The following is a 23601-nucleotide window of genomic DNA, read 5'->3' on the forward strand; positions in this document are numbered from 1 at the left end:
CGATGGCCACTGCGGCCCGGACCAGTCTGCTGACGCCCGCGTTCGTGGCGCTGGCTGCGGTTGACCTGCTCTACTTCACGGCGGCCGGCATCATGCTTGCCGCCACCCCGCTGTTCACCCGCGACGTGCTCGGAGCGGGCAACGCGGGGGTCGGGGTCGTCGTCGGGGCGTTCGGGGTGACCACGCTGCTCACCCGGCCGTTCGCCGGTCGCGCGACGGACCGGCGCGGCCGACGCGGGCTGCTGGTGGTGGGGGCGGGCGCGATGTGCGTGCTCACCCTGGCCCACCTGCTGGTGGACTCCGTGCCCGCGCTCGTCGCCCTGCGCCTGCTGCTCGGCGTCGCGGAGGCGCTGTTCATCGTGGCGGGGTTCGCCGCGCTCGCGGACCTCGCCCCGCCCGGGCGCAGCGGAGAGGCCCTGAGCCTCAACTCGCTCGCCCTCTACCTCGGGATCGCCCTCGGGCCAGGACTCGGGCAGATCCTCATCGAGGCGGCTGGCTTCGCAGCGGCGTGGGTCGCGGCCGCGGCGCTGTTCGGGGTCAGCGCCGTGGTGATCCTGGCCCTGGTGCCGGAGACCCTGGAGGAGCCCGAGGACGCGACGCCCTCGGCGCTGGTCAGCCGTGCTGCGCTCTGGCCGGCCTTCCTCCTCTTCGCCGGAGTGGCCGCGACCGGCGGCTTCCTCGGCTTCGGCGTGCTCCACGCCCGTGAGGTCGGGCTCGCCGCGTGGGGTCTGGCTCCCCTCGTCTTCGGCGCCACCGTAGTCACGCTGCGCATCGCCTTCGCCACCCTCGCGGACCGCACGGAGCCGATGCGTCTCGCCGCGGTGGCCCTGCTCCTGGACGCGGCCGGGCTCGTCGTCATGGGCGCCGTGGCATCACCCGTGGGCGTGCTCCTCGGCGCGCTCCTGCTGGGCATCGGCTCCGCGTTCCTGACGCCGGCTGTCTTCGCCGCCGTGTTCTCCCGCGTCGCCCCGGCACAACGCGGGTCCGCCGCGGCGACGACCAGCGTGCTGATCGACCTCGGCCTCAGCGGTGGACCGCTCGTCGTCGGCCTGGTTGCGGCCGGCATCGGGCTCGGACCCGCGCTCGTCGCGATCGCTGCCCTTCCCCTGGCGGTCGGCGGGATCGCCCTGGCCCGTCAGGCAGGCCGAAAGGAGGCGGTCAGGACCGCCCCGTGAGGCGCGCGACCCCGGCATCGACGTGCTCGTCGGTGGCCGTGAAGGCGACCCGCACGTGCTGGCGGCCGGCCGGGCCGTAGAACTCACCCGGCGCGACCAGGATGCCGCGCTCGGCGAACCAGGAGACCGTCTCCCAGCAGTCCTCGCCGCGGGTGGCCCAGAGGTAGAGCGAGGCCTCGGAGTGGTCGACGCGGAAGCCGGCCAGCAGCAGCGCCTCCTTCAGCTTCGCCCTGCGGGCGGCGTAGGTCGCGTGCTGCTCGACGACGTGCGCGTCGTCGTCCAGGGCGGCGATCATCGCGCGCTGCTGGGGCATCGGCATCTGGAGGCCGAGGTTCTTGCGGACCGCGAGCAGCTCACCCACCAGCGCGGGGTCGCCGGCGACGAAGGCGCAGCGGTAGCCCGCGAGGTTGGAGCGCTTGGAGAGCGAGTGGACCGCGAGCACGCCCTCGTGCGACCCACCGGTGACGTCGGGGTGGAGCACGCTCGTCGGGCGCGTGTCCCACGCGCACTCGAGGTAGCACTCGTCGCTGACCAGGATGGTGCCGCGCTCGCGGCACCAGTCGACGACCTTGCGCAGGTGCTCGGGCGGCAGCACCCGGCCGGTCGGGTTGGACGGGCTGTTGAGCCACAGCAGGCGGGGCACCTCGGGGCCGAGCGCCGTCAGCGAGTCGGTGGCGACCGAGCGGGCGCCCGCCAGCGCCGCCCCCACCTCGTACGTCGGGTAGGCGAGCTCGGGGTAGACGACCAGGTCGCCCGACCCGATGCCCAGGTGCACCGCGAGGGAGCCGATCAGCTCCTTCGAGCCGATCACCGGCAGCACCCCGCCGAGCCCGAGCCCGGTGACGCCGAAGCGCCGGCGCAGCCAGTCGATCGCGGCCTGCCGGGTCGCCTCCAGGCCGATCGTGGTCGGGTAGCCCGGCGAGTCAGCGGCCTCGCGCAGCGCCTGCTGGACGACGTTTGGGGTCGGGTCGACCGGCGTGCCGATCGACAGGTCGACGATCCCGCCGGGGTGCGCCCGCGCACGTGCGGCGTGCTCGGTCAGCTTGTCCCACGGGAAGTCGGGCAGGCGCGAGGAGACCGGGCCTGCCGGCTGCAGGGTGCTCAGTGGGCCCACTCAGTGATCAGTGTTCTGCGGCGGCAGGGACGCGACGTACTCGTGGTCCTTGTCGATCTCGCCCATCTTGGCGGCGCCGCCGGGCGAGCCGAGGTCGTCGAAGAAGTGCACGTTGGCGTCGTAGTACTGCTTCCACTCCTCCGGGGTGTCGTCCTCGTAGAAGATCGCCTCGACCGGGCACACCGGCTCGCAGGCACCACAGTCCACGCACTCGTCGGGGTGGATGTAGAGCATCCGCTTGCCCTCGTAGATGCAGTCAACGGGGCACTCGTCGACACACGCGCGGTCCTTGAGGTCCACGCACGGCTGGGCGATGACGTAGGTCACCAGATCCTCCTGGAGGGGCGAAGCACAACTGGTGGTCCACCTTAGTATCCCGTCATGGCCGCGGCTCAGGAACCCCACTCTGTGGGCACCCACGCGCCCGGCGAGCCGACCGCCGGCCGGCACGGCCTCGGCCCGCACGTGGTCGGCCGGCGGGTGGTCGTGCGCCGGGTCCTGCGCGGACAGACCGGGCCGACGGGTGGGCCGGCGCTCACCGACGTGCTGGGGGTCTGTACGGCGTGGGGCGGCGGCGTGTGCGTCGTCGACTCCGACCGCGGGCCGGTCACGATCGCGCTGGCCGACATCGTCTCCGGCAAGCCGGTGCCGCCCAGGCCGTCGGTGCGGCACCGCGTCGGGGCGCGCGAGGCGCACCTGCACGGCCACGCGATGTGGGCCGACCTGTCGACCGAGCCGCTGGGCGAGTGGGTGCTGCGCACCTCCGCCACGGCGACGGCGCGGCGTGCCAACTCGGTGCTGGCCGTCGGGGACCCCGGGGTCGCCGACCCGGTCGAGCGGGTGACGGAGTTCTACACCGCCCACGGGCGGCGCCCGGTGGCGTGCGTCGTCGCCGGCGAGCCGGAGCCGTTCACCGCGGCCGGCTGGATCGTCGAGCCGGGGTCGGACACGCTCTTCCAGCTCGCCGCCGTCTCGCGGGCCCTCCGCGCATGTCACACGGTCCGACTGCAACGACCCGAGTCGCCGGCGACCGTGCCAGGTGCAGTTCCACCGTGTTACGTGGAGGACGGCCCGCGCGTCGAGGTGGTGCTCGAGCAGGGCGGGATGCGGACGGCGTCGGGCCGGGGTGCGCTCGACGGCGACTGGATCGGGCTCGCCGGCATCGAGGTGGACCCGGCCCACCGCCGCCGCGGCCTGGCCATCCGGGTCGTCGGCGCGCTGCTGGAGTGGGGGGCCGAGCGCGGCGCCTCCACGGCGTACCTCCAGGTCCACGAGGACAACGCGCCCGCGATCGCGCTCTACGAGCGTCTCGGGTTCACCACCCACCACGCCTACCGCTACCTCGCCGCTCCCCCGCCCTCGGCGTAGCGGTCCAGAATGGCCCATGGCCCTGGCCGTGTGCCTGCTCTTCGACACCCGCGGCGACCAGCTCGTGCGGGAGCTCTGGGCGCGGCTGGAGGCCAGCGGGATCCGCACGCTGCAGAGCCACACCCACGGCCACCACCACCCGCACCTGTCCCTCGCCGTGCTCCTGGACTGGGACCTCGACCAGGTCCGCGTGACGCTGGGCACGCTGCCCGACGGCGGCCCCGTCGAGCTGTCGGTCCAGGGGACGCTGGCCTTCCCGCGCGGTCGCGGGGCGCTGGCCCTGTCGGCGCCAGCGAGCGTCGTGGCCCGGCAGGAGGCCGTGTCCCGCGCCCTGATGTCGGACGGGGCGCTGGTGCACCACCACTACCAGCCGGGGATGTGGGTGCCCCACGTCTCCCTCGCGACGCGCGCGACCGGAGCGCTCCTCCCGACGGTGGTGAAGGCCGTCGCCGACGTGCTGCCGCTGACCCTGCACGCCGACCGCGCCGCCCTGATCGACAGCAGCACGGGCGAGCTCTGGCCGCTGGCATCGCTGCCCTGACCAGGCCGGTGGCAGGGCGCTACTGCTGCTCGCCGTCGCCGGACGTCCTCGGCTCCTTGCAGATCACGGTGTCGCTGGGGGTGTACGTCGTGTGGAACGTCTCCGGCTCGCGCTGCTCGGTGTTGGGCGGGACCGGCTCGAAGTAGCGCGTCACGTCGACCTCGAAGCCGCCGTAGCCCTCGTTGGGGTAGCAGTCCTTCGTCCTCAACGTGCGCGTCTCCGGCTCGGTGAGGTTGTAGCGGTCGCTGGTGGAGGTGGTGATCTCCCAGTGCTTGGTCGACCACATGCTCACGGTGACGACGCCGCTCGACGACGGGGTGGACGGCGTGACGCCGGCCTGGATCAGCACGCCGTAGGGGGTGTCGTTCTGGAACTGCAGGTCCACGGCGCCCCACGCGACGGTCGCCTCGCGGCCGACCGGGTAGCGGTCGATGTAGAACGAGTGCGGCTTGTGCTCGATGTCCTTGAGCCCGGCGAAGAACATCGCGTTGAAGGTCGTCGTGGCCATCTGCGAGACTCCGCCGCCGAGGTCCTCCTTGAAGATGCCGTCGCTGATGATGAAGCCCTCGGTGAAGCCGTTGGCCTCGGTGCGCTCCCCCACGGTCTCGTTGAGGCTGAAGGTCTCCCCCGGCTTGAGGACCGTGCCGTTGACCAGCTCCGCGGCGCGGCCGATGTTGACGTTGCGGTAGTCGGCGTAGGGGAAGTAGGTGGTGAAGGTCGAGACCTTCTCCGTGATCCCCAGCTCGCGTGCCTCCCGCGTCGTGAACTCCGGGTGCGCGACCCGGGACTCGACCTCGAGGCTGCGCTCCGGCAGCGGCCGGGCGACCAGGTCGAGGAACGCCGCGTCGACCTGGTCCTGGTCGAAGGTGACGCCCGGCTTGGCGGGGATGACCTTCGGGCGACCGTCGACCAGCTGCACCGTCGCGTCGACCGGGGCACCCGCGGTGACCTTGTCCTCGAGCAGCTCCGCGAGCCTCTTCTCGTCCAGGTCGGGCACCAGCTCGCCGTTCACCGGCTGCAGCGACAGGGCCGGGGTGTAGTCCGCGGGGAAGAGCTTGATGGTCTCCCCCTTGAAGCTGATCCGGACCGGGTCCGCGACGGCGGGGTTGGCGAAGTCCTTCAGCGCCTCGGCCACGTCGCCCTCGTCGATCTCGGGCTGCGCCTGGGTCAGCTCCAGCTCCGCAGGCGCTCCGCCTTCGTCGAGGTACGCCGCCAGGAGGGCGTCCTGGGTGTCGGAGGGGTCGAGCTCGCGGCCGACCTGGGGGTCGGTGACCTGGACCCTGGACCCTGCGAAGGTGACCGCGCCGTCGGTGGCCGGCTTGCCGTGTGCGGCGTCGAGGGCCGCGACCGCGGCGTTGAAGGCGGTCTCGTCGACCGTGACGACCGCCTCCAGCTGCTCGCCGCCGGTGAAGTAGTGCCAAAGCCGGATCGGGTGCCAGCTGTCCTCGCCGCCGGCCTCGGCGACCGAGGCCTCGTAGTCGACGGTGATGCCGGCGGCCGCCGGGTCGACCGTGGCCTGCCTGCCGTCGACCTTCACCGGGATCGGCCCGGAGACCCGCTCCGCCAGGCCCTCGCGCAGCGCGTCGGCTGCCTCGGCCTGCGGGTGGCCGCCGATGCTCACCCCGGAGACCGTCGTCCCCCGCGGCACCTTGTCGCCGGCGATCTCGTGCGCCGCGACGTACGCCCCTCCGAAGAGCACGCCGAGGCCCAGCAGGAGGCCGACGACGACACCCCCGCCTGACTTCTCCTGGGCGGGGGCTTTGGTGTTCGGAGGGAGGATCGACACGCGGGCATCCTAGGTCGGGATGCCTCGAAGTCCCGGATCGTCAGGGCACCGCGGGCGTCAGCCCGGCGAACAGGTCGGTCTCGAGACCGTGCTCCCCGACCGGGCCGCGGGTGCCCTTGGCGAGCCGGTAGTGCTCCGCCGCGAAGATGGCCTGGCCCACGTTGTTGGAGAGCGCGAAGAACGGCCCGTCGACGGTGATCTGGGTGGCGTGGGCGCGCATCGCGGCCTGCTTGCGGTCGAACTGCTCCTGGGTGGCCTGGATCTCCGCGTCGAGGAGCTCGTCGGCGGTGACCCAGAAGCCGAGGTCGCCGTCGGGGTCCATCCCCTCCCACACCTCCTCGCCGGCATCGCGGAGCGCGCGCAGCCCGGCGCGCATCCGGCTCTCGCCGATGGCGATCCAGTAGATCTTGGCGATCTCGTGTGGCTCCCCGAGGTCGAGGCGGTAGGACCGCACGGCGGCCAGCTGGGCGGCGTACATCGCCACCCGGTGGGCCTGCACGTGGTCGGGGTGGCCGTAGTTGCCGAACTGGTCGTAGGTGACGAGGACCTGCGGACGCACCTCGCGGATGATGGCGACCAGGTGGTCCGCGGCCTCGGTCAGGTCGGCGTCCCAGAAGGCGTTGTCGGGCCGGTCGTCGCCCGCGATCGCGTGGCCGTCGGGGTGCCAGGCCATCCCGGAGTCGCTGTAGGTGCCGTAGCCGCCGAGGAAGCGGTGGTCGGTGACCCCGAGCTCCTTCATGGCGGCAGCGAGCTCCTCGCGCCGGTGGTCGCCGAGGCCGCCCTCCCGGTCGTGGGCGAGGTGCTCCAGCTCGGGGACCAGCACCTCGCCGCGCTCGCCGGCGGTGCAGCTCACCAGGGTGACGCCGACGCCCTCGTCGACGTAGCGCGTCATCGTGGCCCCGTTGTTGATCGCCTCGTCGTCGGGGTGGGCGTGGACGAGGAGGAGATGCCTGTCGCTCATGCGGTCGAGCCTAGTCAGGGGGTGTCCGGGCGCTTGATCCGCTTCGGGGCGAGCGGCAGGTCGAGGGGCGGCAGCGCGGGCGGCTCAGCCTCCTCCTCCTCCTCGAGCCAGCCGTCGTGCTCGTCGACGAGCAGCTCGACGAGGAAGTCGGGCGCGTCGCCGACCACGGCCCAGGGGTGGTCCTCGTCGTCGTCCTCACCGGCCAGGCGCTCGCGCTCGACGCGCGCCTCCCAGCCGTCGGACACCAGCCGCGCAGCCACGGCCCGTGCGTCGTCCTCGTCGAAGAAGATCGCCCTCACGAGCTCATTGTCCCGCGCCCGTCAGTGACGCGAGGTGGCCGGCCAGAGCGGCCAGGAACGGCCGGTCCGGCTCGAGCCAGTCGAGCTCGGCCAGCTCGCTCGCCTCGAGCCAGCGGACGGCGTCGTGCTCGACCGGGTCGGGGTCCGGGGAGCCGTCGACGAGCGCCGCGACGGCGACGGTGAGCACGTGGGTGGTGCCGATCGCGGCCGACCCGGGCAGCCACCCCGTCACCGCCACGTCCACGCCCAGCTCCTCCCGCAGCTCGCGGACCAGCGCAGCCGCGGGCGTCTCCCCCGGCTCGACCTTGCCACCGGGGAACTCCCAGCGGCCGGCGGCCTCGGGCGGCGTCGTACGCCGGGCGGCCAGGACGCGTCCGTCCCGGACGATCGCGGCCCCCACGACGGGGACGGGGTCTGGGAGGGGCACGCACCGAGTCAACACGACGCCGGATGGGTACGGTGCGGCCATGGCCGACGCCACGCCGTACGTCCAGGGGGTCCACCTCCAGCGCACCGACGAGCACGTCGCGGAGATCGCCGCGCTGGCGGCGGTGCTCGGGGAGCCGACGGGGCTCGACGGCCTGCTGGGCGAGCTCGAGCACGCCGCGCGCCGCGTCCGCCTCCCCCGGCTGCTCGGCAGGGCGGTCGCCGAGGCCTACCGCTGGGACCGCTACGACACGCGGGACCACGACTGGTATCCCCAGGGCATCTCGACCTCGGCGGACGCGTCCGACACCGAGACCGTCGACATCGCGGGTGAGGGCCGTCGGCTGCTCGTGGCGACGTGGCACTCCACCGGCAAGGCCGCCAGCAACCGCGGCTCGCGGGTGACGTTCCTCGACCTCGACTCCCTCCGCTACCGGCACGTCCTCCTGGTGCTGCCGCGCCTCGACAGGACCGGCGACCTCAGCCTGTCGCCGCTGCGCATCCACGCCGGCGGCATCGTCTGGGCGGGCCAGTGGCTGCACATCGCGGCGACCCACCGCGGCTTCGTCAGCGCGCGCGTCGACGACATCATGCGCGTGCCCGGTGACGACATCCCAGCCGACCAGTTCGGCTACGACGGCGCCCGCGTCGCGTCGTACGGCCACCGCTACGTGCTGCCGGTGCGGTTCAACTACCAGGCCTTCACAGACGAGGGGCACGAGCGGCTGCGCTACTCCTTCCTCTCCCTCGACCGGCGATCCGACCCGCCCGCGCTGATCGCGGGCGAGTACAACACCGGCGACCGGCCGACCCGGCTCGCCCGGTACGAGCTCGACCCGGGGACGTGGCAGCTGCGCACCGGCGAGGACGGTTTCTCACGGCCGCTCGGGATCGAGGACGGAGGGGTGGTGCAGATGCAGGGAGTCGCCCTGGCCGCGGGGCGCTACCACGTGACCGTCTCGCACGGGCCGTGGATGCCCGGGACGGTGTACGCCGGCGCGCCGGGCAGCCTGCGCCCGCACCGCCTGGCGATGCCGATGGGGCCGGAGGACCTGGCCTACTGGCCGTCGACCGACCGGCTGTGGTCGCTCACAGAGCATCCGTGGCGCCGCTGGATCGTGTCGATGCGGCGCTCGTCGTTCGACTAGGCCCTACGCGACCCGCGGCAGCCGGGCGACCTGCCTGCCTCAGCCGCGAAGCGGCGCCAGCAGGCCCGCCATCTCCTCGAGCTGTTCGAGCACGCGCTTGAGCTCCCTCGGGCGCCGCTCGGTCGGGGTGAAGGCGCCGTCCCGCCAGTCGAGGAAGGTGGACAGCGAGCACTGGGCGCGCACCACGATCATCCGCACGTTGGCGAGGATCTGCCGCCAGTGCTCGACCGCGCGCACTCCACCGTCGACGCCGTAGCCCACGAGCCCGACCGCCTTGTGGTTCCACTCCGGGTAGAGCAGGTCCAGGGCGTTCTTGAACGCGGCCGGGACACCGTGGTTGTACTCCGGCGTCACCCACACGAAGCCGTCGTAGGCGTCGATCGTCCGGCTCCAGGCCCGGGTCTGCTCGTTCTCGTAGGCGCGGTCGGCGTCGCCTGGCACGGTGGCCTCGGAGAGCAGGCCGAGCCCGAAGTCGGCGAGCTCGAGGAGGTCGTACGACGCGCCCTCCCGCTCCTTCGCCTGCTCCAGCACCCACTGCCCAACCGCCGAGCCCTTCCGGCCCGGGCGCGTGCTGCCGACGATGATCGCGATCCTCGGGGTCATGCACCCGACCCTAGTGCGGATCGACCGGCCGGCCTCTCGGACGTGCAGTGGTGGCCCTAAGGCGCGCTCCTCACGCTGGCGAGCTGCACCGAGAGCACCGGGGCCAGCGGCCTCCGGGCCAGCAGCAGTGACTGGTAGGCGTGGTAGACGTCCGGCTTCCCGGCCCAGACCGTCGCGGACGGCCGGTTGTGCTCGTCGAGCTCGTGGTGCCAGCTGCCCTGCTCGCCGTCGATCAGGAACTCCTCGACGAAGTCCTCGAACGCGCGCTGCCACGCGGCGTACGACTCCTCCCCCGTGCGGCGGTGGAGGGCAGCCGCCGCGGCGAGCGCCTCCGCATGCACCCAGTGCATGCGCAGGCGCACGACGGGCCTCCCCTGCCAGTCGACGGTGTAGAGGAAGCCGGGCTCCCCGTCGACGTCCCAGCCCACCTCGACCGCCCGCGCGAACAGGCCCCGCGCGTCCTCGACGAGCCACGCGGGCGGCTCGTCTAGGGAGGCCTCGAGGTGCAGCAGCAGCCGCGACCACTCGAGCAGGTGTCCGGGGGTGCAGCCGAACGGGCGGAAGGGGTCGCCGGGCCGGTCGGCGTTGTAGTCGGGCAGCGGCTCCCAGTCGAGGGTGAAGTGCTCCGGCAGCAGGTAGCCCCAGGAACGGGCGACGTCGTGGATCAGGTGCCCGGCGATCCCGAGGGCCTGGGCGTGGGCGTGTCCGTCGCCGGCCACGTCGCCGGCGGCCAGGAGCGCCTCGACCATGTGCATGCTGGAGTTGGCGCCGCGGTAGGACTCGCCGCTGCGCAGGTCCGACACCAGGCTGTCCACCACCCGGCCGCCGTCGTCGAGGAAGTGCTGCTGGACGACGCCGAGCGCCTCCGCGAGCAGCGCCCGCGCGCCCGGGACCTGCGCGGCCGCCGCGCTGGTGGCGGCGAGGAGCACGAAGGCGTGGGCGTAGGCAGCCTTCGTGGTGTCCACCGGGACACCGTCCTCGGGGCTGACCGCGGCGTACCAGCCACCATGCTCACGGTCGCACACGGCGCCCGTCAGGGCACCCACCCCATGGGCGGCCAGCTCCCCGGCGCCCGGCACGCCCTGCAGGTGCGCGAGCGAGAACACGTGGGTCATCCGGGTGGTGATCCAGGCGTGCACCGGCTGCGACGGGTCCGGTCGCCCGGACCCGTCGAGCCAGAGGAACCCTGACGGCGAGGCCGCCGACGTCCGTGCGAACTCGAGCAGCCGCCGACACTCCCGGTCGGCGTCGATCATCCCTTGACCGACCCCGCCATCAGTCCACCGACGAAGTAGCGGCCCAGCAGGATGTAGACCACGAGGGTCGGGACCGACGCGATCAGCGCGCCCGCCATGCTCGCGGAGTAGTCCTGCAGCTGGCCGCTCGCCAGGAAGTTCAGCGAGATGGTCACCGGCCCGTTGCGCGAGTTGGAGAAGAACAGCGCGAAGAGGTAGTCGTTCCAGGCCGACGTGAACTGCCACATCAGCACGACGACGAAGGCCGGCATCGAGATCGGCAGCATCACCGACGCGTAGGTCCGCAGCATCCCGGCGCCGTCCACGCGCGCGGCCTCGATGAGCTCGTGCGGCACGCCCGCGTAGTAGTTGCGGAAGATCAGCGTCGTGATGGGGAGGCCGTAGATCGTGTGCAGGACGATCAGGCTCGGTACGCCGGAGGGCACGCTCAGGGCCTGCATCAGCTGCACCAGCGGGATCATCACCGCCTGGTAGGGGATGAACATGCCGAAGAGGATCAGCGTGAAGACCAGGTCCGCTCCCGGGAACCGCCACTTCGACAGCACGAACCCGTTCATGGAGCCGATGAACGCCGAGAGCAGCGCTGCCGGGATCACCATCGAGAAGGTCCGCACCAGGGCCGGCGACAGCGTCTCCCAGGCCCTCCGCCAGCCGTCGAGCTGCCATTCGGCGGGCAGGTTCCAGGCGCGGCTCGGGGTGGCGTCGCCGATGGTCTTGAAGCTGGTCACGAACAGCACGTAGGCCGGCATCAGGATCAGGAGCAGGAAGAGCAGGAGGAGCCCGTACTTCACGGTGCGGGTCGCGACGGACGCATGCGTGCCTGCGGGACGGCTCGCCTGGACGGGTGCCGGCAGTGCCTCGGTGGTCATCGGCGGCGCTCCTGACGGTAGGTGGCGACGAGGTAGGGCACGATCAGCACGGCGACGATCACGAGCAGCACCGTGCCGATGGCCGCGGACTTGGCGTAGTCGCCCCGGGTGAACTCGACCCACATCTGGGTGGCCGGCACCTGCGTCGTGTAGTTGGTCTGGCCGGCGATCGCCATGATCAGGTCGAAGACCTTCAGCGACATGTGGCCGATGATGATGATCGCCGAGAGGGCGACCGGGCTGAGCTGCGGGAACAGCACGTGCCGGTAGAGCTGCCACTCGTTGCAGCCGTCCATCCGGCCCGCCTCGCGCAGCTCCTCCGGGATGCCCCGGAACCCGGCGAGGAACAGCGCCATCACGTAGCCGGAGAGCTGCCAGATCGCCGGGACGGCGATCGCGACGATGCCCCAGCGCTCGTGGGTCCACCACGGGTTCTGCAGCCAGGTGAGGCCGAGGTCACCGAAGAGCCGGTTGAGGCCGGACGACCGGTCACCCTCGGCGTTGTTGAGCAGCCACCGCCACACGACGCCGGACGCGATGAACGAGACCGCCATCGGGAACAGGTAGACGGCGCGGAACAGCGACTCGCCCCGTACGCCCTTCTCGAGCAGCCAGGCCCACAGGAAGCCGAGGACCAGGGTGCCGAGCAGGAACGCGCCGGTGTAGAGCAGCAGGTTCCGCAGGGAGTACATGAAGGTGTCGTCGGAGAACAGCGCCGCGTAGTTCTCGAACCAGACGTAGCCCTGGGACTCGGCGCGGGTGTGCCGGTCCTGGAACGAGGTGTTGAGGTTGGCCGCGATCAGGCCGTAGACGAAGACGCCGAGCACGAGGAGCGTCGGGGAGATCAGCAGCAGGGGCGCGGCCCAGCTGCGGCTGGGTCGCCGGCCTGGCGACTTCCTCGACTTCGCAGGCGTGTGTGGGGCGTCGGGCGTGGTCGCCGACGCTGGCACGGTGGAGGACATGGGGCGGACCTTTCCCGGGGGGCCCGCCGAGGCGGGCCAGGGGGCATCGGGCCGGTGCCGGGGGCGGCGGTCGGACGATGCCGACCGCGGCCCCCGGCCCGGGGCGTCAGCTCGACGCGTGCTTCTCCGCAGCGGCCACGAGGCCCTCCTGCAGCTCGGTCACGTCGTCGTTGCTGCCGAACTTCGCCACCGCCGAGGTGATGTCGGTCAGCCAGCTCACCGACGCGGCGGCACCGTGGGCGACGGACGAGACGATCTCGTCGTTGGCCCAGGACTCGATCGCGGTCTGCTGGTAGGGGCCGAAGTCGGCGGTCTCCGCCTCGATGTTGGCCGGGATGGAACCCTTGGCCTTGTTGAAGGCCTCCTGGCCCTCGGCGCTGGCGACGGTGTCGAGCCAGGCCTCGGTGCCCTCGCCGTTGGGACTGCCCACCGGCATCGTGAACGAGTCGGCGAGGAAGTCGAAGACGCCGTCGGTGCCGGGGACCGGGAACGCGACGTAGTCGGTGTCGTAGGTCTTCTCCGAGGTGGCGAACGCCGCCTCGGCCCAGTCGCCCATCACGTTGAACGCCGCCTCGCCGTCGATGACGAGCTGCGTCGCGTCCTGCCAGTCGAGGGACTGCCGGTCGGTGTTGGTGAAGCCCATCAGGGTCTGGTAGTCCTCGAGCGCGGCTGTGACGTCCTCACCGGCCCAGTCCGTCGAGCCGTCCCACAGGCCGCTGTAGGCCTCTGCGCCCAGGTCGGCCAGCAGCACCGTCTCGAGCAGGTGGACCTGGGTCCAGTCGGTCGCGACCGAGAGCGGGATCTTGCCCGCGGCCTCCACCTTCTCGAGCGCCGCGATCCACTCGTCGAGCGAGGCGTAGCTGGCCTTGGGGTCGAGCCCCGCCTCCTCGAGGACCGCCGTGTTGGCCCACACCACGTTGGCGCGGTGGATGTTGGAGGGGACGGAGTAGATCTCGCCGTCCTGCTCGAGGCGCTCGAGCAGGCCCTCGGGGAAGAGCTCGTTCCAGCCCTTCTCCTCGTACATGGCGGAGAGGCCCTCGATCTGGCCGGCCTCGATGTAGTCGGTCAGCTCCGCGCCCGCGTGGGCCTGGAACGTCGCGGGCGGGTCGTTGGTCTGCAGACGGGAGGCGAGCACGTTCTTGGCGTCGCTGCCCGCGCCGCCGGCCACCGCTCCGTTGACGAACTCGAAGTCGGGGTTCTGGGAGGTGAAGACCTCGACGAGGGCGTCGAGGCCCTCCTTCTCGCTGCCTTCGGCCCACCAGGTGAAGACCTCGACCTCCTGGGTCTCGCCGCCGCCGCCCGTTCCGCCGTCCTCGCCGCCACAGGCCGAGACGGCCAGCAGGCTGAGGGCCGCCAGGCCCATCGCCAGGCTCTTGTGCGTTGCTCTCATGACGCTCCTTCGGGTTTGTCCACAACCGCTGCTCCACTGTGACGGCGGTCGCACCTAGCCACGGTATGGGTGCGAGTTCTGCGTAGTCAATGCAAAACATCAAACTGTGATCATCAAGGTTCTGTCGAGATCCGACAGAATGGTCTAGGGTCGCCGCATGGCCGAGAACGACCGGGCGACCGGCCCCGGGACCAGGGGCGTGGCGGTGTCCACCGTGCGCGCGGGGAGCCGCACGGTCGTGCTCGACCTCCTGAGCCGCTCGGCGCCGGTGAGCCGCGCCGAGGTCGCGCGGCTGACGGGACTCTCCCGCAGCACGGTGTCGGGCATCGTCCAGGAGCTCCTCGTCGAAGGCGTGGTGCAGGAGTCGCGAGGCGTCGAGCCCGCGCGCGGGGGCGGGCGGCCGCCCACGCTCATCTCGCTCCGGGGCGAGCCCGGCGTCCTCGTCGGCGTCGACATCGGCCACCGGCACGTGCGGGTGGCCGTGGCCGACCTCTCGGCGGTCCCGCTCGCCGAGGAGGCGCGCCCGGTCGACGTCGACCACTCGGCCGACGAGGCACTCGACCTCGCGGCCGAGCTCGTCCAGCAGTGCCTGGTCGCGGCGGGCATCGGCGCGGGCAGCGACAGGATCGTGGGCGTCGGCATGGGTGTCCCCGGCCCGGTCCACCCGCGCACCGGCATCGTGGTCTCGCCGATCCTGCCCAGCTGGGTCGGGCGGTCCCCCGCCTGGGAGCTCGCGCGCCGCCTCGGCAGGCCCGTGCACGTGGACAACGACGCCAACATCGGAGCGCTGGGCGAGGTCAGGCACGGCGCGGCGCGAGGCCACTCCGACGTCATCTACGTCAAGGCCTCGAGCGGGATCGGCGCCGGGCTGGTCCTCGCCGGCAAGCTCTACCGCGGCGCCACCGGCATCGCCGGGGAGATCGGCCACGTCCGCTTCGACGACGACGGCCCGGTGTGCCGCTGCGGCAACCGGGGGTGCCTGGAGACCGCGGTCGCGGGCCCGAAGCTGGTCGAGCTCCTGCAGCCGGCGTACGGCCCGGGCCTGACCGTCGGCAAGATGCTGGAGCTCGGTCGCGAGGGCGACGTGGGCGTCACGCGCATCCTCGACGACGCCGGCCGCTCGCTCGGCCGCGTGATCGCCGACCTGTGCAACCACCTCAACCCCGAGATCATCGTCATCGGCGGTGACATGCGGGTGGCGCCGTCGTTCCTGCGCGGGATCCGGGACTCGATCGACCGCTACGCCCAGCCGGACACGGCCCGTGCCCTCACCGTGGTCCCCGGCGTGCTCGGTGACCGGGCCGGTGTCGTGGGTGCCCTCGTGGTGGCCCAGGACGACACGGCGGTGGTCGGCCTCCCCTCCCCGGCCTGACGGCCGGGGAGGGGCCGGCTCAGCCGTTGCGGCCGCTCAGCGCGTAGACCTCCAGTCGCGGGTCGTCCGGCAGCGTGAGCGAAACCGGCTCGCGCCCCGGGTCGACCGGCAGCTCCAGGTGCCACAGCGCCACGGGTGGCGCATCCCGTCCGGTCCCCGCCCGGACCCGGTAGTCGGTCCGCACCGCCAGGGTCTCGCCGAACCGCGGCGACCCGGCAGCCCAGTCGGTGACCCTGAACGGGACGTCGACCGTCGTACCGTCGGCGTAGGTGACCCGGACCGTCGCCTGGACATCGCCGTGGTGGGCGCTCGCGATCACGTCGAGAGCCGCGAACCGGCCACCGTTGAGCGGCACTGCCTGCCCCCGCGCCTCGACGAAGTTCGGCGCGTTGCCACCGGTTTCCGGGAACAGGTAGGCCCAGTCGCCCAGCACCCCGAGCCCCGGCTCCGGCAGCTGTTCGGCCGGGAAGCTCCACCCGCCGCCGTCGAAGTTGCCCTCCGCCGAGGCGTCGAGCGTGGCGACGCCGTCGTGGTCCCAGGACCCGGTGAGGTCCTGTGGGCATGAGCCCACGTCGGCGGCACAGTCCGCGGTGACCACGCGCACAGGCAGGGTGCGGACGACCTGGTTGCCACGCTCGTCGGCCACGGCGAGGCGGACCTCGTAGGTCCCGTCGGGCGTGCCGGCCGGCACCGTGACGTCGACCGGCACGGACACCGTGGTCGGCAGGCCCTTCGAGTCGGCCGTCCAGGTGCTGCTGCCCGGCGCCACGGCCACCGGAGCGGCCGCCGTCGCCGTCACCGTCCCCGTGACCTCGCCGGCGCCCGTCGCCACCACGTCGAGGATCACCTCCGCCGTGACGTCGGCTTCCGACGACGGCATCGCCAGGGACGTCGGGCTGGTGCCTGCAGCCAGCCGGCTGGTGTCCGCGCGCCCGGCCCCGCACAGGCTCGGCGGGGCATCCCCACGGCTCGTGCCCCAACCGGACGGGTCGTCACCGACGCGGAGCGCCAGCGTGCCCCCGGCGAGCAGCTCCTCCGTGGTCGCCCAGGTCCGCTGCCACGCCCTGCCACCCAGCTCGGCCGCGGTGATGTAGCTGCGGGTGCCGCCGTCTGCGCCCGGCGCCGTGATGACGAGCGACCCGGTGCCGTGGAACGACTCGTCGAGCGCGATCTCGACCCCGTCGAAGATCGGGGTCGTCAGCCCCCACACGTCCGTGCCGGGCATGACCGGGTAGATGCCGATCGCCGACAGCACGTGCCAGGCCGACATGGTGCCCAGGTCGTCGTTCCCCGTCATGCCGGTCGGGCCGTCGCTGAACAGCGTCAGCGCCGCATGCACCACATCGCTCGTCTTGTGCGGCTCGCCGGTCCACAGGTACGTGTACGGCGAGTGCAGGTCCGGCTCGTTCTGCGGGTTGTACCGATCGGCGTTGTAGTAGGCGTAGGGGCCGTTCACCCAGACCTCGCGGGCGACCCGCCGGGGGTCGTCGACGAGCTGCTCGTAGGCGAAGAAGTAGTCGAGCCGCCTGCGCGCCTCAGCCCGCCCGCCCATCAGGTCGACCAGGCCCTGCATGTCCTGCTGCGCCAGCCACATGTACTGCCAGGCGGTGCCCTCGTGGAAGCCGACGGAGTCCTTGGGATCCGCCGGGCCGACGAAGCGACCCTGGGCGTCACGTGCGCGGAACCACGTCGTCGACGGGTCGAAGACGTTGCGGAAGGACCGCCCACGTGCGGCGTACCTCCGGGCGTCCGCCGTGTGCCCGAGGGCGCCGGCCATCGTGGAGAGGGTGCAGTCTGCGAGCGCGTACTCCAGCGTCGCCGAAGGCCCGTGGTTGAGGTCGTAGTCGCCGGGCTTGTTGCGGGCGTCGGGGAGGTAGGGCACGAAGCCCTCGGACAGGTACGTCGGGTTGCCGGACCTGCCGTTGTAGGGCGAGTCCGCCGGCGGGACGCCGTCGGCGTTCTCCCTCAGGGCGGCGTAGGCGTCCTCCTCGTGACCGTCGAGCAGGCCCTGCCGCCACGCCGACACCAGGAAGGGCGTGACCGGGTCGCCGGTCATGATGTTCGTCTCGACCGTCGCGTGGCCCCATCGGGGCAGCCAGCCGCCCTCGTCCTCGATCCGGAGGATCGAGCGGGCCATGTCACGGGACTCCCGCGGTGCCAGCAGCGCCAGCAGCTGCTGCTGGGTCCGGTAGGTGTCCCACAACGACCAGTTCTGGTAGTACGTGAAGTCCTCGGCGGTGTGCACCTGCTGGTCCCAGCCGCGGTAGCGGCCGTCGACGTCGCTGCCCACGGTGGGGGCGAGGAAGCTGCGGTAGAGCGAGGAGTAGAAAGTCCGCCGCTCGACGGCCGCCCCTCCGCCGACCCGCACCTGCTGGAGTCGCTGCTCCCACGCCGCGTCAGCCGCCGTGCGCACCTCGTCGAACGTGCTCCCGCCCTCGGCAGCCAGGTTGGCGTGCGCCCCGTCGAGGTCGACGTACGACAGGGCGGTCACCGCCTCGACGTCGCGGTCGCTCGTCGTGTCGAACCGCACGTAGGCGCCGTTCCGCGCCTCTCCTGCGGCCGAGGACCCGCTGCCCGGAGTCACCACGCCGCCCTGCCAGGTCCCGTGGCCGGAGAACGGTCGGTCGAAGCGGGTGACGAAGTAGAGCGTGTAGGGCCGGGTGTCCTGGCAGAAGCCTCGTCCGGTCACCTCGCTCACCAGCGTCCGGTCGTCGAGCACGCGCACCTCGCTGGAGGTGACGCGGTGCAGCGCCTGGCCGGTGTTGAGCAGCACGTTGGCCCGGCCCGTCGCCGGGAAGGTGTAGCGCTGCCACGCCGTGCGCGTGGTGGCCGAGAGCTCGGCGGTGATGTCCGAGTCGGCCAGCCGGACCCGGTAGTAGCCCGGCTCGGCCACCTCGCTGGCCCGGTCCTTGGTGGCGGCATACCGCGCGTAGTCGGTCTCGGTGACCGCACCGGTGGTCGGCAGCACCGGCAAGGTGCCACCGAGCCCGCACCCCACTCCCGAGAGGTGGACCGTGGAGAAGCCGCGGATCCGGTCCTGGTCGTAGCGGTAGCCGACGTTGTGGCCCGTGTCGGGCGACATCTGCACCATGCCGAACGGCACCGCGGCCCCCGGGAAGGTGTTCCCGTCGTTCTGGCTGCCGATGAACGGGTTCACCAGGGAGGTGAGGTCCTCGTCGGCGGTGACGGCCGCCGTCGCCCCCGCCCGAGCGGCCGGCACGGAGCCGGCCGCCGGGGTGAAGGCCGTGACGGCCAGTGGGGTTGCGGTCGCGAGGCCGGCAAGGAGGGCGACCGCGCTGCCCAACGACCTGTAGCCACGCCGCCGCGTCATGGTGCCACCGCCGCGGGCCGCTCCAGCACCACGTCGTCCACGAAGCCGCGGAAGGGTCCGTCGAGCTCGTCGGAGTCGAACGTGAAGGCGACCGACTGCACCTGCTTGCCGGCCGCGACGGAGCCGACGTCGAGGACGACCTGCTGCCAGCTCCCGTTGGCCAGCCGGGTGCCGAGCGCGCTCGGGTGCCCGTCCTGCCCGTCGGTCGTCGTCGGCCGTAGGTCCTGCAGGAACGTGCCGTCGGTGAACTGGAGGTCGAGCGCGACGTAGGTGCTCCGTCGGTTGGCGCCGCCCTCCGGGAAGACCCACCACGACAGCTGCGTGCCCGGCCGCACCCACGTGCCTCGCGGCGCGTCGAGGATCGCGTTCGTCGCCGACGCAGGGCCCTCGCCCGAGGCCAGGCCGGAGTAGAGCAGGATCCGGCCGCCCGTCTTCGCGCCTTCGGGCGGCGGGCCACCCTCGGTCGTCTCCATGCCACCGATGCCGCAGCAGAACTCCACGACGCCGCCGGCGCGCAGCCACGCGTTGTGCAGGGCCCCGGGCTGTCCCTCCTCGAAGGAGGTGGCCAGGTCCGTGCCGGTGGCCTCCCACTCGGCCTGGGTCCACGGCGCCACGGTGAAGGTGAAGTCCCGAGTGCCGCTGGCCTCCCCCTTGGTGACCGTGACCGTCAGGGTCGTCGCCTCCGACGGCGCGCCGATGTCCGGACGCCGGACGAGCCGGCCCTCGTCCGTCACCAGCGAGGTGTCCGCCGAGGCCCACGCGTACGACGGCCCCGTCGGCAGCTCCACGTCCCCGGTGAGCGCCGAGGTGTCCCCGAGGTCGATGCCCGCGAGGGTCTCGGCCACCCACTGCTCGTCGGTCAGCTCCTTGCCCGGCAGGCCGAACAGCTCGACCTCGGCCAGGGATGCCGTCTCCCCGCTCAGGCCCGTGACCCGGAGCCGGTAGAAGCGGTGGGCGCGCGGCTGGTCGATCTCGAACGGCCGCGTCTGCTTGGCCCACCGGAAGGTCTCGGCCTTGCGACGGTCGGCCTCGGTCCACGTCGTGCCGTCGTCCGAGCCTTCCAGCACCCAGCCGGTCAGGTGGTTGCTCCCGGTGCCGCTGGTGATCGTGTAGCGGGAGACCTCCACCGGCCTGGACAGGAACCGGTACTGCACGCCGCTGCCCGGCACCACGTCGGTGACGGTCCCGGAGGTGTTGTCGAACAGGCGCGGCGCGCTCGGGACGCCGGACGCGATGCCCTTCTCCGGGCCGGTCGCGTCGGTCAGCGGGGCTGCGGCGCGGTCGCTCGGCGACGGCGGCACGGCGGCGGTCCCGGTCGCCCACCTGCTGGGCTGCGGGCCCATGGTGAACCGGACGACGCCGCCGTCGGCGAGCGCCTTGTGCGCCAGCCAGGCCTTGTCCCACTTCGACCCGTCGACGGTGACGCCCTGGACATAGACGTTCTCGGCGCTGTTGCCCGGCGCCTCGATGACCAGGTCCTCGCCGTTCTCGAGGTGGACGGTTGCCTTCGTGAAGAGCGGCGACCCCACGGCGTATCTCTCCGAGCCGAGCTCGAGGGGGTAGAACCCCAGGGCGCTGAAGATCCACCACGCGGACGTCTCGCCGTTGTCCTCGTCGCCGGCGTAGCCCTGGCCGATCTCGCTTCCCAGGTAGTGCCGCGAGAGCACCTCGCGCACGATCTTCTGCGTCTTCGACGGCTGGCCGGTGTGCGTGTACATCCAGGGGATGTGGTGGCTGACCTGGTTGCTGAAGCCCCACATGCCCATCCGGACGTCGCGGGCCTCGATCATCTCGTGGATGACGCCGCCGTAGGACCCGACCTTGGTGCCGGTCTCGGGGGTGGCGAAGAACGTGTCCAGCTTCTTCGCCAGCTGGTCACGGCCGCCGTAGAGCGCCGCCAGTCCTGCGCCGTCGAACGGCACGTGGAAGGCGAAGTTCCAGCCGTTGGTCTCGGTGTAGTCGTGGCTGTGGCCCCAGACCTCGGGGTCGTACTCCGCAGGTGTCGACTTCCACTCCCCTGCTGCGTCCCGGCCCTGGAAGAAGCCGACCCGCGAGTCGAACATCTCCACGTAGCGGCGGGAGCGGTCCAGGAAGTAGGCCGCCTCCTCCTTGTAGCGGAGCCGTTCGGCCAGCGGCAGGGACATGTCCTTCGACAGCTGCACGGCCATCCGGCCGATGCCGTGGTCGTTGATGTAGCCCTCGAGCGCCCAGGACACGCCCTCCGACACCTCGTCCGGGGTCCAGCCGAGGAAGATGCTCTTCTGCAGCCCCTTGCGGCCGATGTCGGCGTTGTTCGAGGTGCCAGGAGGAGCGACGGTGGCGTTCTTGAGCGCCGCGTCATAGGCGTCGATCGGGTCGAAGCCCTCCACGCCCTTGGTGAAGGCGTCGGCGAAGGAGATGTCCGAGCTCGTGCCGGTCATCAGGTTCGCGTAGCCGGGCGATGACCAGCGGGAGACCCAGCCGCCCTCACGGAACTGCTGGACGAAGCCGTCGACCATCTCGCCGGCCTTCTCGGGGTAGAGGAAGGAGTACGCCGGCCAGGTCGTGCGGTAGGTGTCCCAGAACCCGTTGTTGACGTAGATCTTGCCGTCGACGACCTTCGCGCCCGTCTGCACCGGCGTGCTCGGCCCGACCGGGTCGGCGACCGGGCTGGCGTGCTTCCACACCGGCGCCTCCGGCGTACCGACGTTCTCGTGCCCGCTGTTCGGGTAGAGCGAGAGCCGGTAGAGGTTGGAGTAGAGCGTGGTCAGCTGGTTGGGCGTCGCACCCTCGACCTCGATGACGTCGAGCACGTCGTCCCAGGCCGCCTGGGCCTCGTCCTTCACCTGCTCGAAGGAGCTCGCAGCGACCTCCATCTGGAGGTTCTTGCGGGCCTGCTCGAGGCTGATCAGGGAGGTGGCCAGCCGCAGCTCGACCGTGCGGTCCGCGCCGGCGTCGAGCCGCACGTAGCGGGTCACGCGAGGCCGAGTGACGTCCGTCGGCAGGCCGCTCGCGGTCACCGGGGAGTCGAAGACGCCGTGGACGAACATCCGGTGGGCACCCACGGACAGGCCGCTGCGGGTGTCGGTCCAGCCGCTGATGGTGCCGGCCACGGGGTCGACGGTGAGACCGCCGTTGTCGTTGACGTTGTCGAAGACCAGGCTCGCGGCGTCGTCGGGGAACGTGAAGCGCATGATCGCCGCGTGGTCCGTGGGCGCGATCTCGGCCTTCAGCCCGTTGTCGAAGGTGACGGCGTAGTGGTGCGGTGAGGCCACCTCGTTGACGTGGCTGAACGGCAGCGAGCGGTTGGTCCGGTGAGCGGTCGGGACGCCGGTGGCCACCGAGGGCATCACCTGGAACGTGTGCCGGTCACCCATCCACGGGCTCGTCTCGTGGCTCAGGGCCAGCGCCTGCAGCCGAGTCCGGTTCTGCGCGTCGTTGTCGTGGGCGTAGCCGTAGATCCAGCTCAGCGAGCCGGCGTTGGTGACCGGGCTCCAGAAGTTGAACCCGTGGGGCACGGCCGCCGCCGGGATGTTGTTGCCCCGGGAGAACGAGCCGGTGGAGTTCGTGCCCCGGGTGGTGACGACCCAGTCGCTGGGCCGTTCGGCCGTGACCGGCTCGGCCTCGGCGATCTCGATGTCGTCGATGAAGCCACCGAAGTCGGCGGGGCCGTGGGGGCTGTCGTAGCCCACGAGGATCCGGTCGACGGTCTTACCGGCCGCGACGGCGCCCAGCCCGATCGCGCGGTGGTTCCACTGGTTGACGTAGAGCGTCCTGGACTCGCCCTGCTCGCGCGGGGACGCCCCGAAGCCGTTCTGGTCCTGCACGCCCAGCTCGGAGAGATAGGTGCCGTCGGTGAACGCCAGGTCGACCGCGGCGTAGGTGCTCGGGTAGCGCAGGTCGCCCCCCGACAGGTTGGGGAAGATCCGGTAGGACAGCTCGGTGTCGCCGGTGACGGGGACCTCGACGTCGTAGACCTTGTTCCACGAGTGGCCGCCGTCAGCGGCGGTCACCTTGCCGCCGTACCGCAGGGACTTCACCCCCGTGAAGCCGACGCGGGTGCGGGCGGTGTAGGCGCTCGCGGGCCCGTCGGCGAGGTCGGCGTGCATCGGGCGGGCGGGCGGGTCGGACTCGTCGCCGTTGCTGATGCGCAGCTCGGCGAGCTGGATCAGGCCGCCGCTGTGGTTGGCCCGGATGTCGAGCCGGTAGTACTTGTACGCCGTGGCGTTGGCGAAGTCGTAGACCGTCGTGGTGAACCGGCTGCCGAGGTCCTGCCCGGCGCGGGCGTCGAGGTCGGTCCAGGTGGTGCCGTCCTGGGAGCCCTGGAAGACCCAATCGCGCGGGTCGCGCTCCGGGGCGTCGTTGGCCGCGGTCAGCGAGTAGCGCTGCACGACCGCGGGGGCGCCGAGCTCGTAGCGGACCCAGCCCGTGGACGTGAACGTGAGCCACTTGCTGCCGGAGTCGCCGTCGACGAGGTTGGCCGCGATCTCGTTGGGGGCGTTCTCGGCGTTGGCCGTCACCGCGGCGACCTGGTCGGTCACGTCACCCTGCAGGGCGATGCCCGTGGCGCCGGTGACCCCGGCCGTCCACGCCGAGCCGTCGGGACGGGTCTCGGTGGCGCTGGTCCAGTCGAGGGCGCGGTCCGTCGTCTCGAAGGAGCTGGCGAACGCCGCCGCGGCGGCGCTCTGGGCCGCTGCCCCGGGGCTCGCGGAGCCGCCGGGGGAGCCGGGGTCGGCGGCGGCGTTGCCCGCACCGATCGTGGGAGATCCGACCATGACGACGGCGAGTGCCGCCGCCCAGCCGGTGACGCGTCGAAGCGGGGCGCGGGAAGAAGTCATCCCGAGACACCTCCATCATGAGGCTGGCTGTGACGACCGCCACTCAATCGGCCTATGACATCGTTGTCAACCCTAGATTACGCGGGGCGGCGCCTCTTGACGTCCACCACGGGCCGTAGATACGGTCACTGCACCGACATCGTTGTCACTCTCCACGTGTCGGTGCTAGCACGCGCGCCCGAA

At 72.1% G+C, this 23601-nt stretch carries 18 protein-coding genes; 5 read left to right on the forward strand and 13 right to left on the reverse strand.

Features of this window, described 5'->3' with window-relative positions; translation table 11 throughout:
• Window positions 1-2 precede the first annotated feature (2 nt).
• Entirely contained in the window at window positions 3-1175 is a 1173-nt protein-coding gene (locus DDE18_RS16445; protein WP_116573362.1) for an MFS transporter, read from the forward strand.
• Here the strand turns inward: DDE18_RS16445 and dapC are convergent.
• The gene (gene dapC, locus DDE18_RS16450; RefSeq protein WP_281258397.1) at window positions 1159-2289 is read right to left on the reverse strand and encodes a succinyldiaminopimelate transaminase; all 1131 of its coding nucleotides are present in this window, start codon (window positions 2287-2289) and stop codon (window positions 1159-1161) included. The two genes, DDE18_RS16445 and dapC, sit on opposite strands and share 17 nt — an antisense overlap.
• On the reverse strand, window positions 2290-2616 hold the full coding sequence (gene fdxA, locus DDE18_RS23400; protein ID WP_116573363.1) for a ferredoxin: 327 nt from the start codon (window positions 2614-2616) through the stop codon (window positions 2290-2292).
• A 54-nt stretch (window positions 2617-2670) separates the two neighbouring features.
• Between fdxA and DDE18_RS16460 the strand changes: the two genes are divergently transcribed.
• Complete coding sequence (locus tag DDE18_RS16460) at window positions 2671-3657, forward strand: GNAT family N-acetyltransferase (RefSeq protein WP_133241251.1); 987 nt, start codon at window positions 2671-2673, stop codon at window positions 3655-3657.
• 16 nt (window positions 3658-3673) lie between these two features.
• Window positions 3674-4198 (forward strand): 2'-5' RNA ligase family protein, encoded by a 525-nt coding sequence (locus tag DDE18_RS16465; protein WP_116573365.1) that lies wholly within the window; start codon window positions 3674-3676, stop codon window positions 4196-4198.
• A gap of 19 nt (window positions 4199-4217) precedes the next feature.
• Here the strand turns inward: DDE18_RS16465 and DDE18_RS16470 are convergent, their stop codons facing one another.
• The 4 genes from DDE18_RS16470 to DDE18_RS16485 are packed head-to-tail and all read right to left on the reverse strand — an operon-like array spanning window position 4218 to window position 7671.
• The gene (locus DDE18_RS16470; protein ID WP_116573366.1) at window positions 4218-5984 is read right to left on the reverse strand and encodes a VanW family protein; all 1767 of its coding nucleotides are present in this window, start codon (window positions 5982-5984) and stop codon (window positions 4218-4220) included.
• Window positions 5985-6024: 40 nt separating this feature from the next.
• The gene (gene mshB, locus DDE18_RS16475) at window positions 6025-6945 is read right to left on the reverse strand and encodes an N-acetyl-1-D-myo-inositol-2-amino-2-deoxy-alpha-D-glucopyranoside deacetylase (RefSeq protein ID WP_116573367.1); all 921 of its coding nucleotides are present in this window, start codon (window positions 6943-6945) and stop codon (window positions 6025-6027) included.
• 14 nt (window positions 6946-6959) lie between these two features.
• Window positions 6960-7244 carry a hypothetical protein gene (locus tag DDE18_RS16480; protein WP_116573368.1) on the reverse strand — a complete coding sequence of 95 codons (285 nt, stop codon included), beginning with the start codon at window positions 7242-7244 and terminating at the stop codon, window positions 6960-6962.
• Window positions 7245-7248: 4 nt separating this feature from the next.
• Window positions 7249-7671 carry a (deoxy)nucleoside triphosphate pyrophosphohydrolase gene (locus DDE18_RS16485; protein ID WP_245916778.1) on the reverse strand — a complete coding sequence of 141 codons (423 nt, stop codon included), beginning with the start codon at window positions 7669-7671 and terminating at the stop codon, window positions 7249-7251.
• Between the two features lie 40 nt (window positions 7672-7711).
• Here DDE18_RS16485 and DDE18_RS16490 point away from each other — a divergent pair, with 40 nt between their 5' ends.
• The gene (locus tag DDE18_RS16490; RefSeq protein WP_116573370.1) at window positions 7712-8818 is read left to right on the forward strand and encodes a hypothetical protein; all 1107 of its coding nucleotides are present in this window, start codon (window positions 7712-7714) and stop codon (window positions 8816-8818) included.
• A gap of 39 nt (window positions 8819-8857) precedes the next feature.
• Here the strand turns inward: DDE18_RS16490 and DDE18_RS16495 are convergent, their stop codons facing one another.
• The 5 genes from DDE18_RS16495 to DDE18_RS16515 all read right to left on the reverse strand — a co-directional run bounded on the left by DDE18_RS16495 (window position 8858) and on the right by DDE18_RS16515 (window position 13898).
• The gene (locus DDE18_RS16495; RefSeq protein ID WP_116573371.1) at window positions 8858-9421 is read right to left on the reverse strand and encodes an NADPH-dependent FMN reductase; all 564 of its coding nucleotides are present in this window, start codon (window positions 9419-9421) and stop codon (window positions 8858-8860) included.
• A gap of 56 nt (window positions 9422-9477) precedes the next feature.
• The gene (locus DDE18_RS16500) at window positions 9478-10677 is read right to left on the reverse strand and encodes an AGE family epimerase/isomerase (protein WP_116573372.1); all 1200 of its coding nucleotides are present in this window, start codon (window positions 10675-10677) and stop codon (window positions 9478-9480) included.
• Window positions 10674-11546, reverse strand: coding sequence for a carbohydrate ABC transporter permease (locus DDE18_RS16505; RefSeq protein ID WP_116573373.1), 873 nt, complete (start codon window positions 11544-11546; stop codon window positions 10674-10676). The genes DDE18_RS16500 and DDE18_RS16505 overlap by 4 nt, the downstream gene beginning before the upstream one ends.
• Window positions 11543-12508: a carbohydrate ABC transporter permease gene (locus DDE18_RS16510; RefSeq protein ID WP_116573374.1), complete on the reverse strand. Its 966-nt coding sequence runs from the start codon at window positions 12506-12508 to the stop codon at window positions 11543-11545. The genes DDE18_RS16505 and DDE18_RS16510 overlap by 4 nt, the downstream gene beginning before the upstream one ends.
• A gap of 106 nt (window positions 12509-12614) precedes the next feature.
• Window positions 12615-13898 (reverse strand): ABC transporter substrate-binding protein, encoded by a 1284-nt coding sequence (locus tag DDE18_RS16515; protein WP_116573375.1) that lies wholly within the window; start codon window positions 13896-13898, stop codon window positions 12615-12617.
• Window positions 13899-14055: 157 nt separating this feature from the next.
• Between DDE18_RS16515 and DDE18_RS16520 the strand changes: the two genes are divergently transcribed.
• On the forward strand, window positions 14056-15270 hold the full coding sequence (locus DDE18_RS16520) for an ROK family transcriptional regulator (RefSeq protein ID WP_116573376.1): 1215 nt from the start codon (window positions 14056-14058) through the stop codon (window positions 15268-15270).
• A 19-nt stretch (window positions 15271-15289) separates the two neighbouring features.
• Here the strand turns inward: DDE18_RS16520 and DDE18_RS16525 are convergent, their stop codons facing one another.
• Window positions 15290-18601 carry a GH92 family glycosyl hydrolase gene (locus DDE18_RS16525; protein WP_116573377.1) on the reverse strand — a complete coding sequence of 1104 codons (3312 nt, stop codon included), beginning with the start codon at window positions 18599-18601 and terminating at the stop codon, window positions 15290-15292.
• The gene (locus tag DDE18_RS16530; protein ID WP_211754588.1) at window positions 18598-23418 is read right to left on the reverse strand and encodes a GH92 family glycosyl hydrolase; all 4821 of its coding nucleotides are present in this window, start codon (window positions 23416-23418) and stop codon (window positions 18598-18600) included. The genes DDE18_RS16525 and DDE18_RS16530 overlap by 4 nt, the downstream gene beginning before the upstream one ends.
• Window positions 23419-23601 lie beyond the last annotated feature (183 nt).

Source organism: Nocardioides gansuensis, from assembly GCF_003076135.1.
Classification (GTDB): Bacteria; Actinomycetota; Actinomycetes; order Propionibacteriales; family Nocardioidaceae; genus Nocardioides; species Nocardioides gansuensis.

What these genes read in the sequence shown, in the direction of transcription:
- DDE18_RS16445 (WP_116573362.1), top strand. Translation starts at nt 3, where the DNA reads ATGGCCACTGCGGCCCGGACCAGTCTGCTGACGCCCGCGTTCGTGGCG.
- DDE18_RS16510 (WP_116573374.1), bottom strand. Translation starts at nt 12,508, where the DNA reads ATGTCCTCCACCGTGCCAGCGTCGGCGACCACGCCCGACGCCCCACAC.
- DDE18_RS16530 (WP_211754588.1), bottom strand. Translation starts at nt 23,418, where the DNA reads ATGACTTCTTCCCGCGCCCCGCTTCGACGCGTCACCGGCTGGGCGGCG.
- DDE18_RS16495 (WP_116573371.1), bottom strand. Translation starts at nt 9,421, where the DNA reads ATGACCCCGAGGATCGCGATCATCGTCGGCAGCACGCGCCCGGGCCGG.
- mshB (WP_116573367.1), bottom strand. Translation starts at nt 6,945, where the DNA reads ATGAGCGACAGGCATCTCCTCCTCGTCCACGCCCACCCCGACGACGAG.
- DDE18_RS16515 (WP_116573375.1), bottom strand. Translation starts at nt 13,898, where the DNA reads ATGAGAGCAACGCACAAGAGCCTGGCGATGGGCCTGGCGGCCCTCAGC.
- DDE18_RS16490 (WP_116573370.1), top strand. Translation starts at nt 7,712, where the DNA reads ATGGCCGACGCCACGCCGTACGTCCAGGGGGTCCACCTCCAGCGCACC.
- DDE18_RS16505 (WP_116573373.1), bottom strand. Translation starts at nt 11,546, where the DNA reads ATGACCACCGAGGCACTGCCGGCACCCGTCCAGGCGAGCCGTCCCGCA.
- DDE18_RS16520 (WP_116573376.1), top strand. Translation starts at nt 14,056, where the DNA reads ATGGCCGAGAACGACCGGGCGACCGGCCCCGGGACCAGGGGCGTGGCG.
- DDE18_RS16525 (WP_116573377.1), bottom strand. Translation starts at nt 18,601, where the DNA reads ATGACGCGGCGGCGTGGCTACAGGTCGTTGGGCAGCGCGGTCGCCCTC.
- DDE18_RS16460 (WP_133241251.1), top strand. Translation starts at nt 2,671, where the DNA reads ATGGCCGCGGCTCAGGAACCCCACTCTGTGGGCACCCACGCGCCCGGC.
- DDE18_RS16465 (WP_116573365.1), top strand. Translation starts at nt 3,674, where the DNA reads ATGGCCCTGGCCGTGTGCCTGCTCTTCGACACCCGCGGCGACCAGCTC.
- DDE18_RS16500 (WP_116573372.1), bottom strand. Translation starts at nt 10,677, where the DNA reads ATGATCGACGCCGACCGGGAGTGTCGGCGGCTGCTCGAGTTCGCACGG.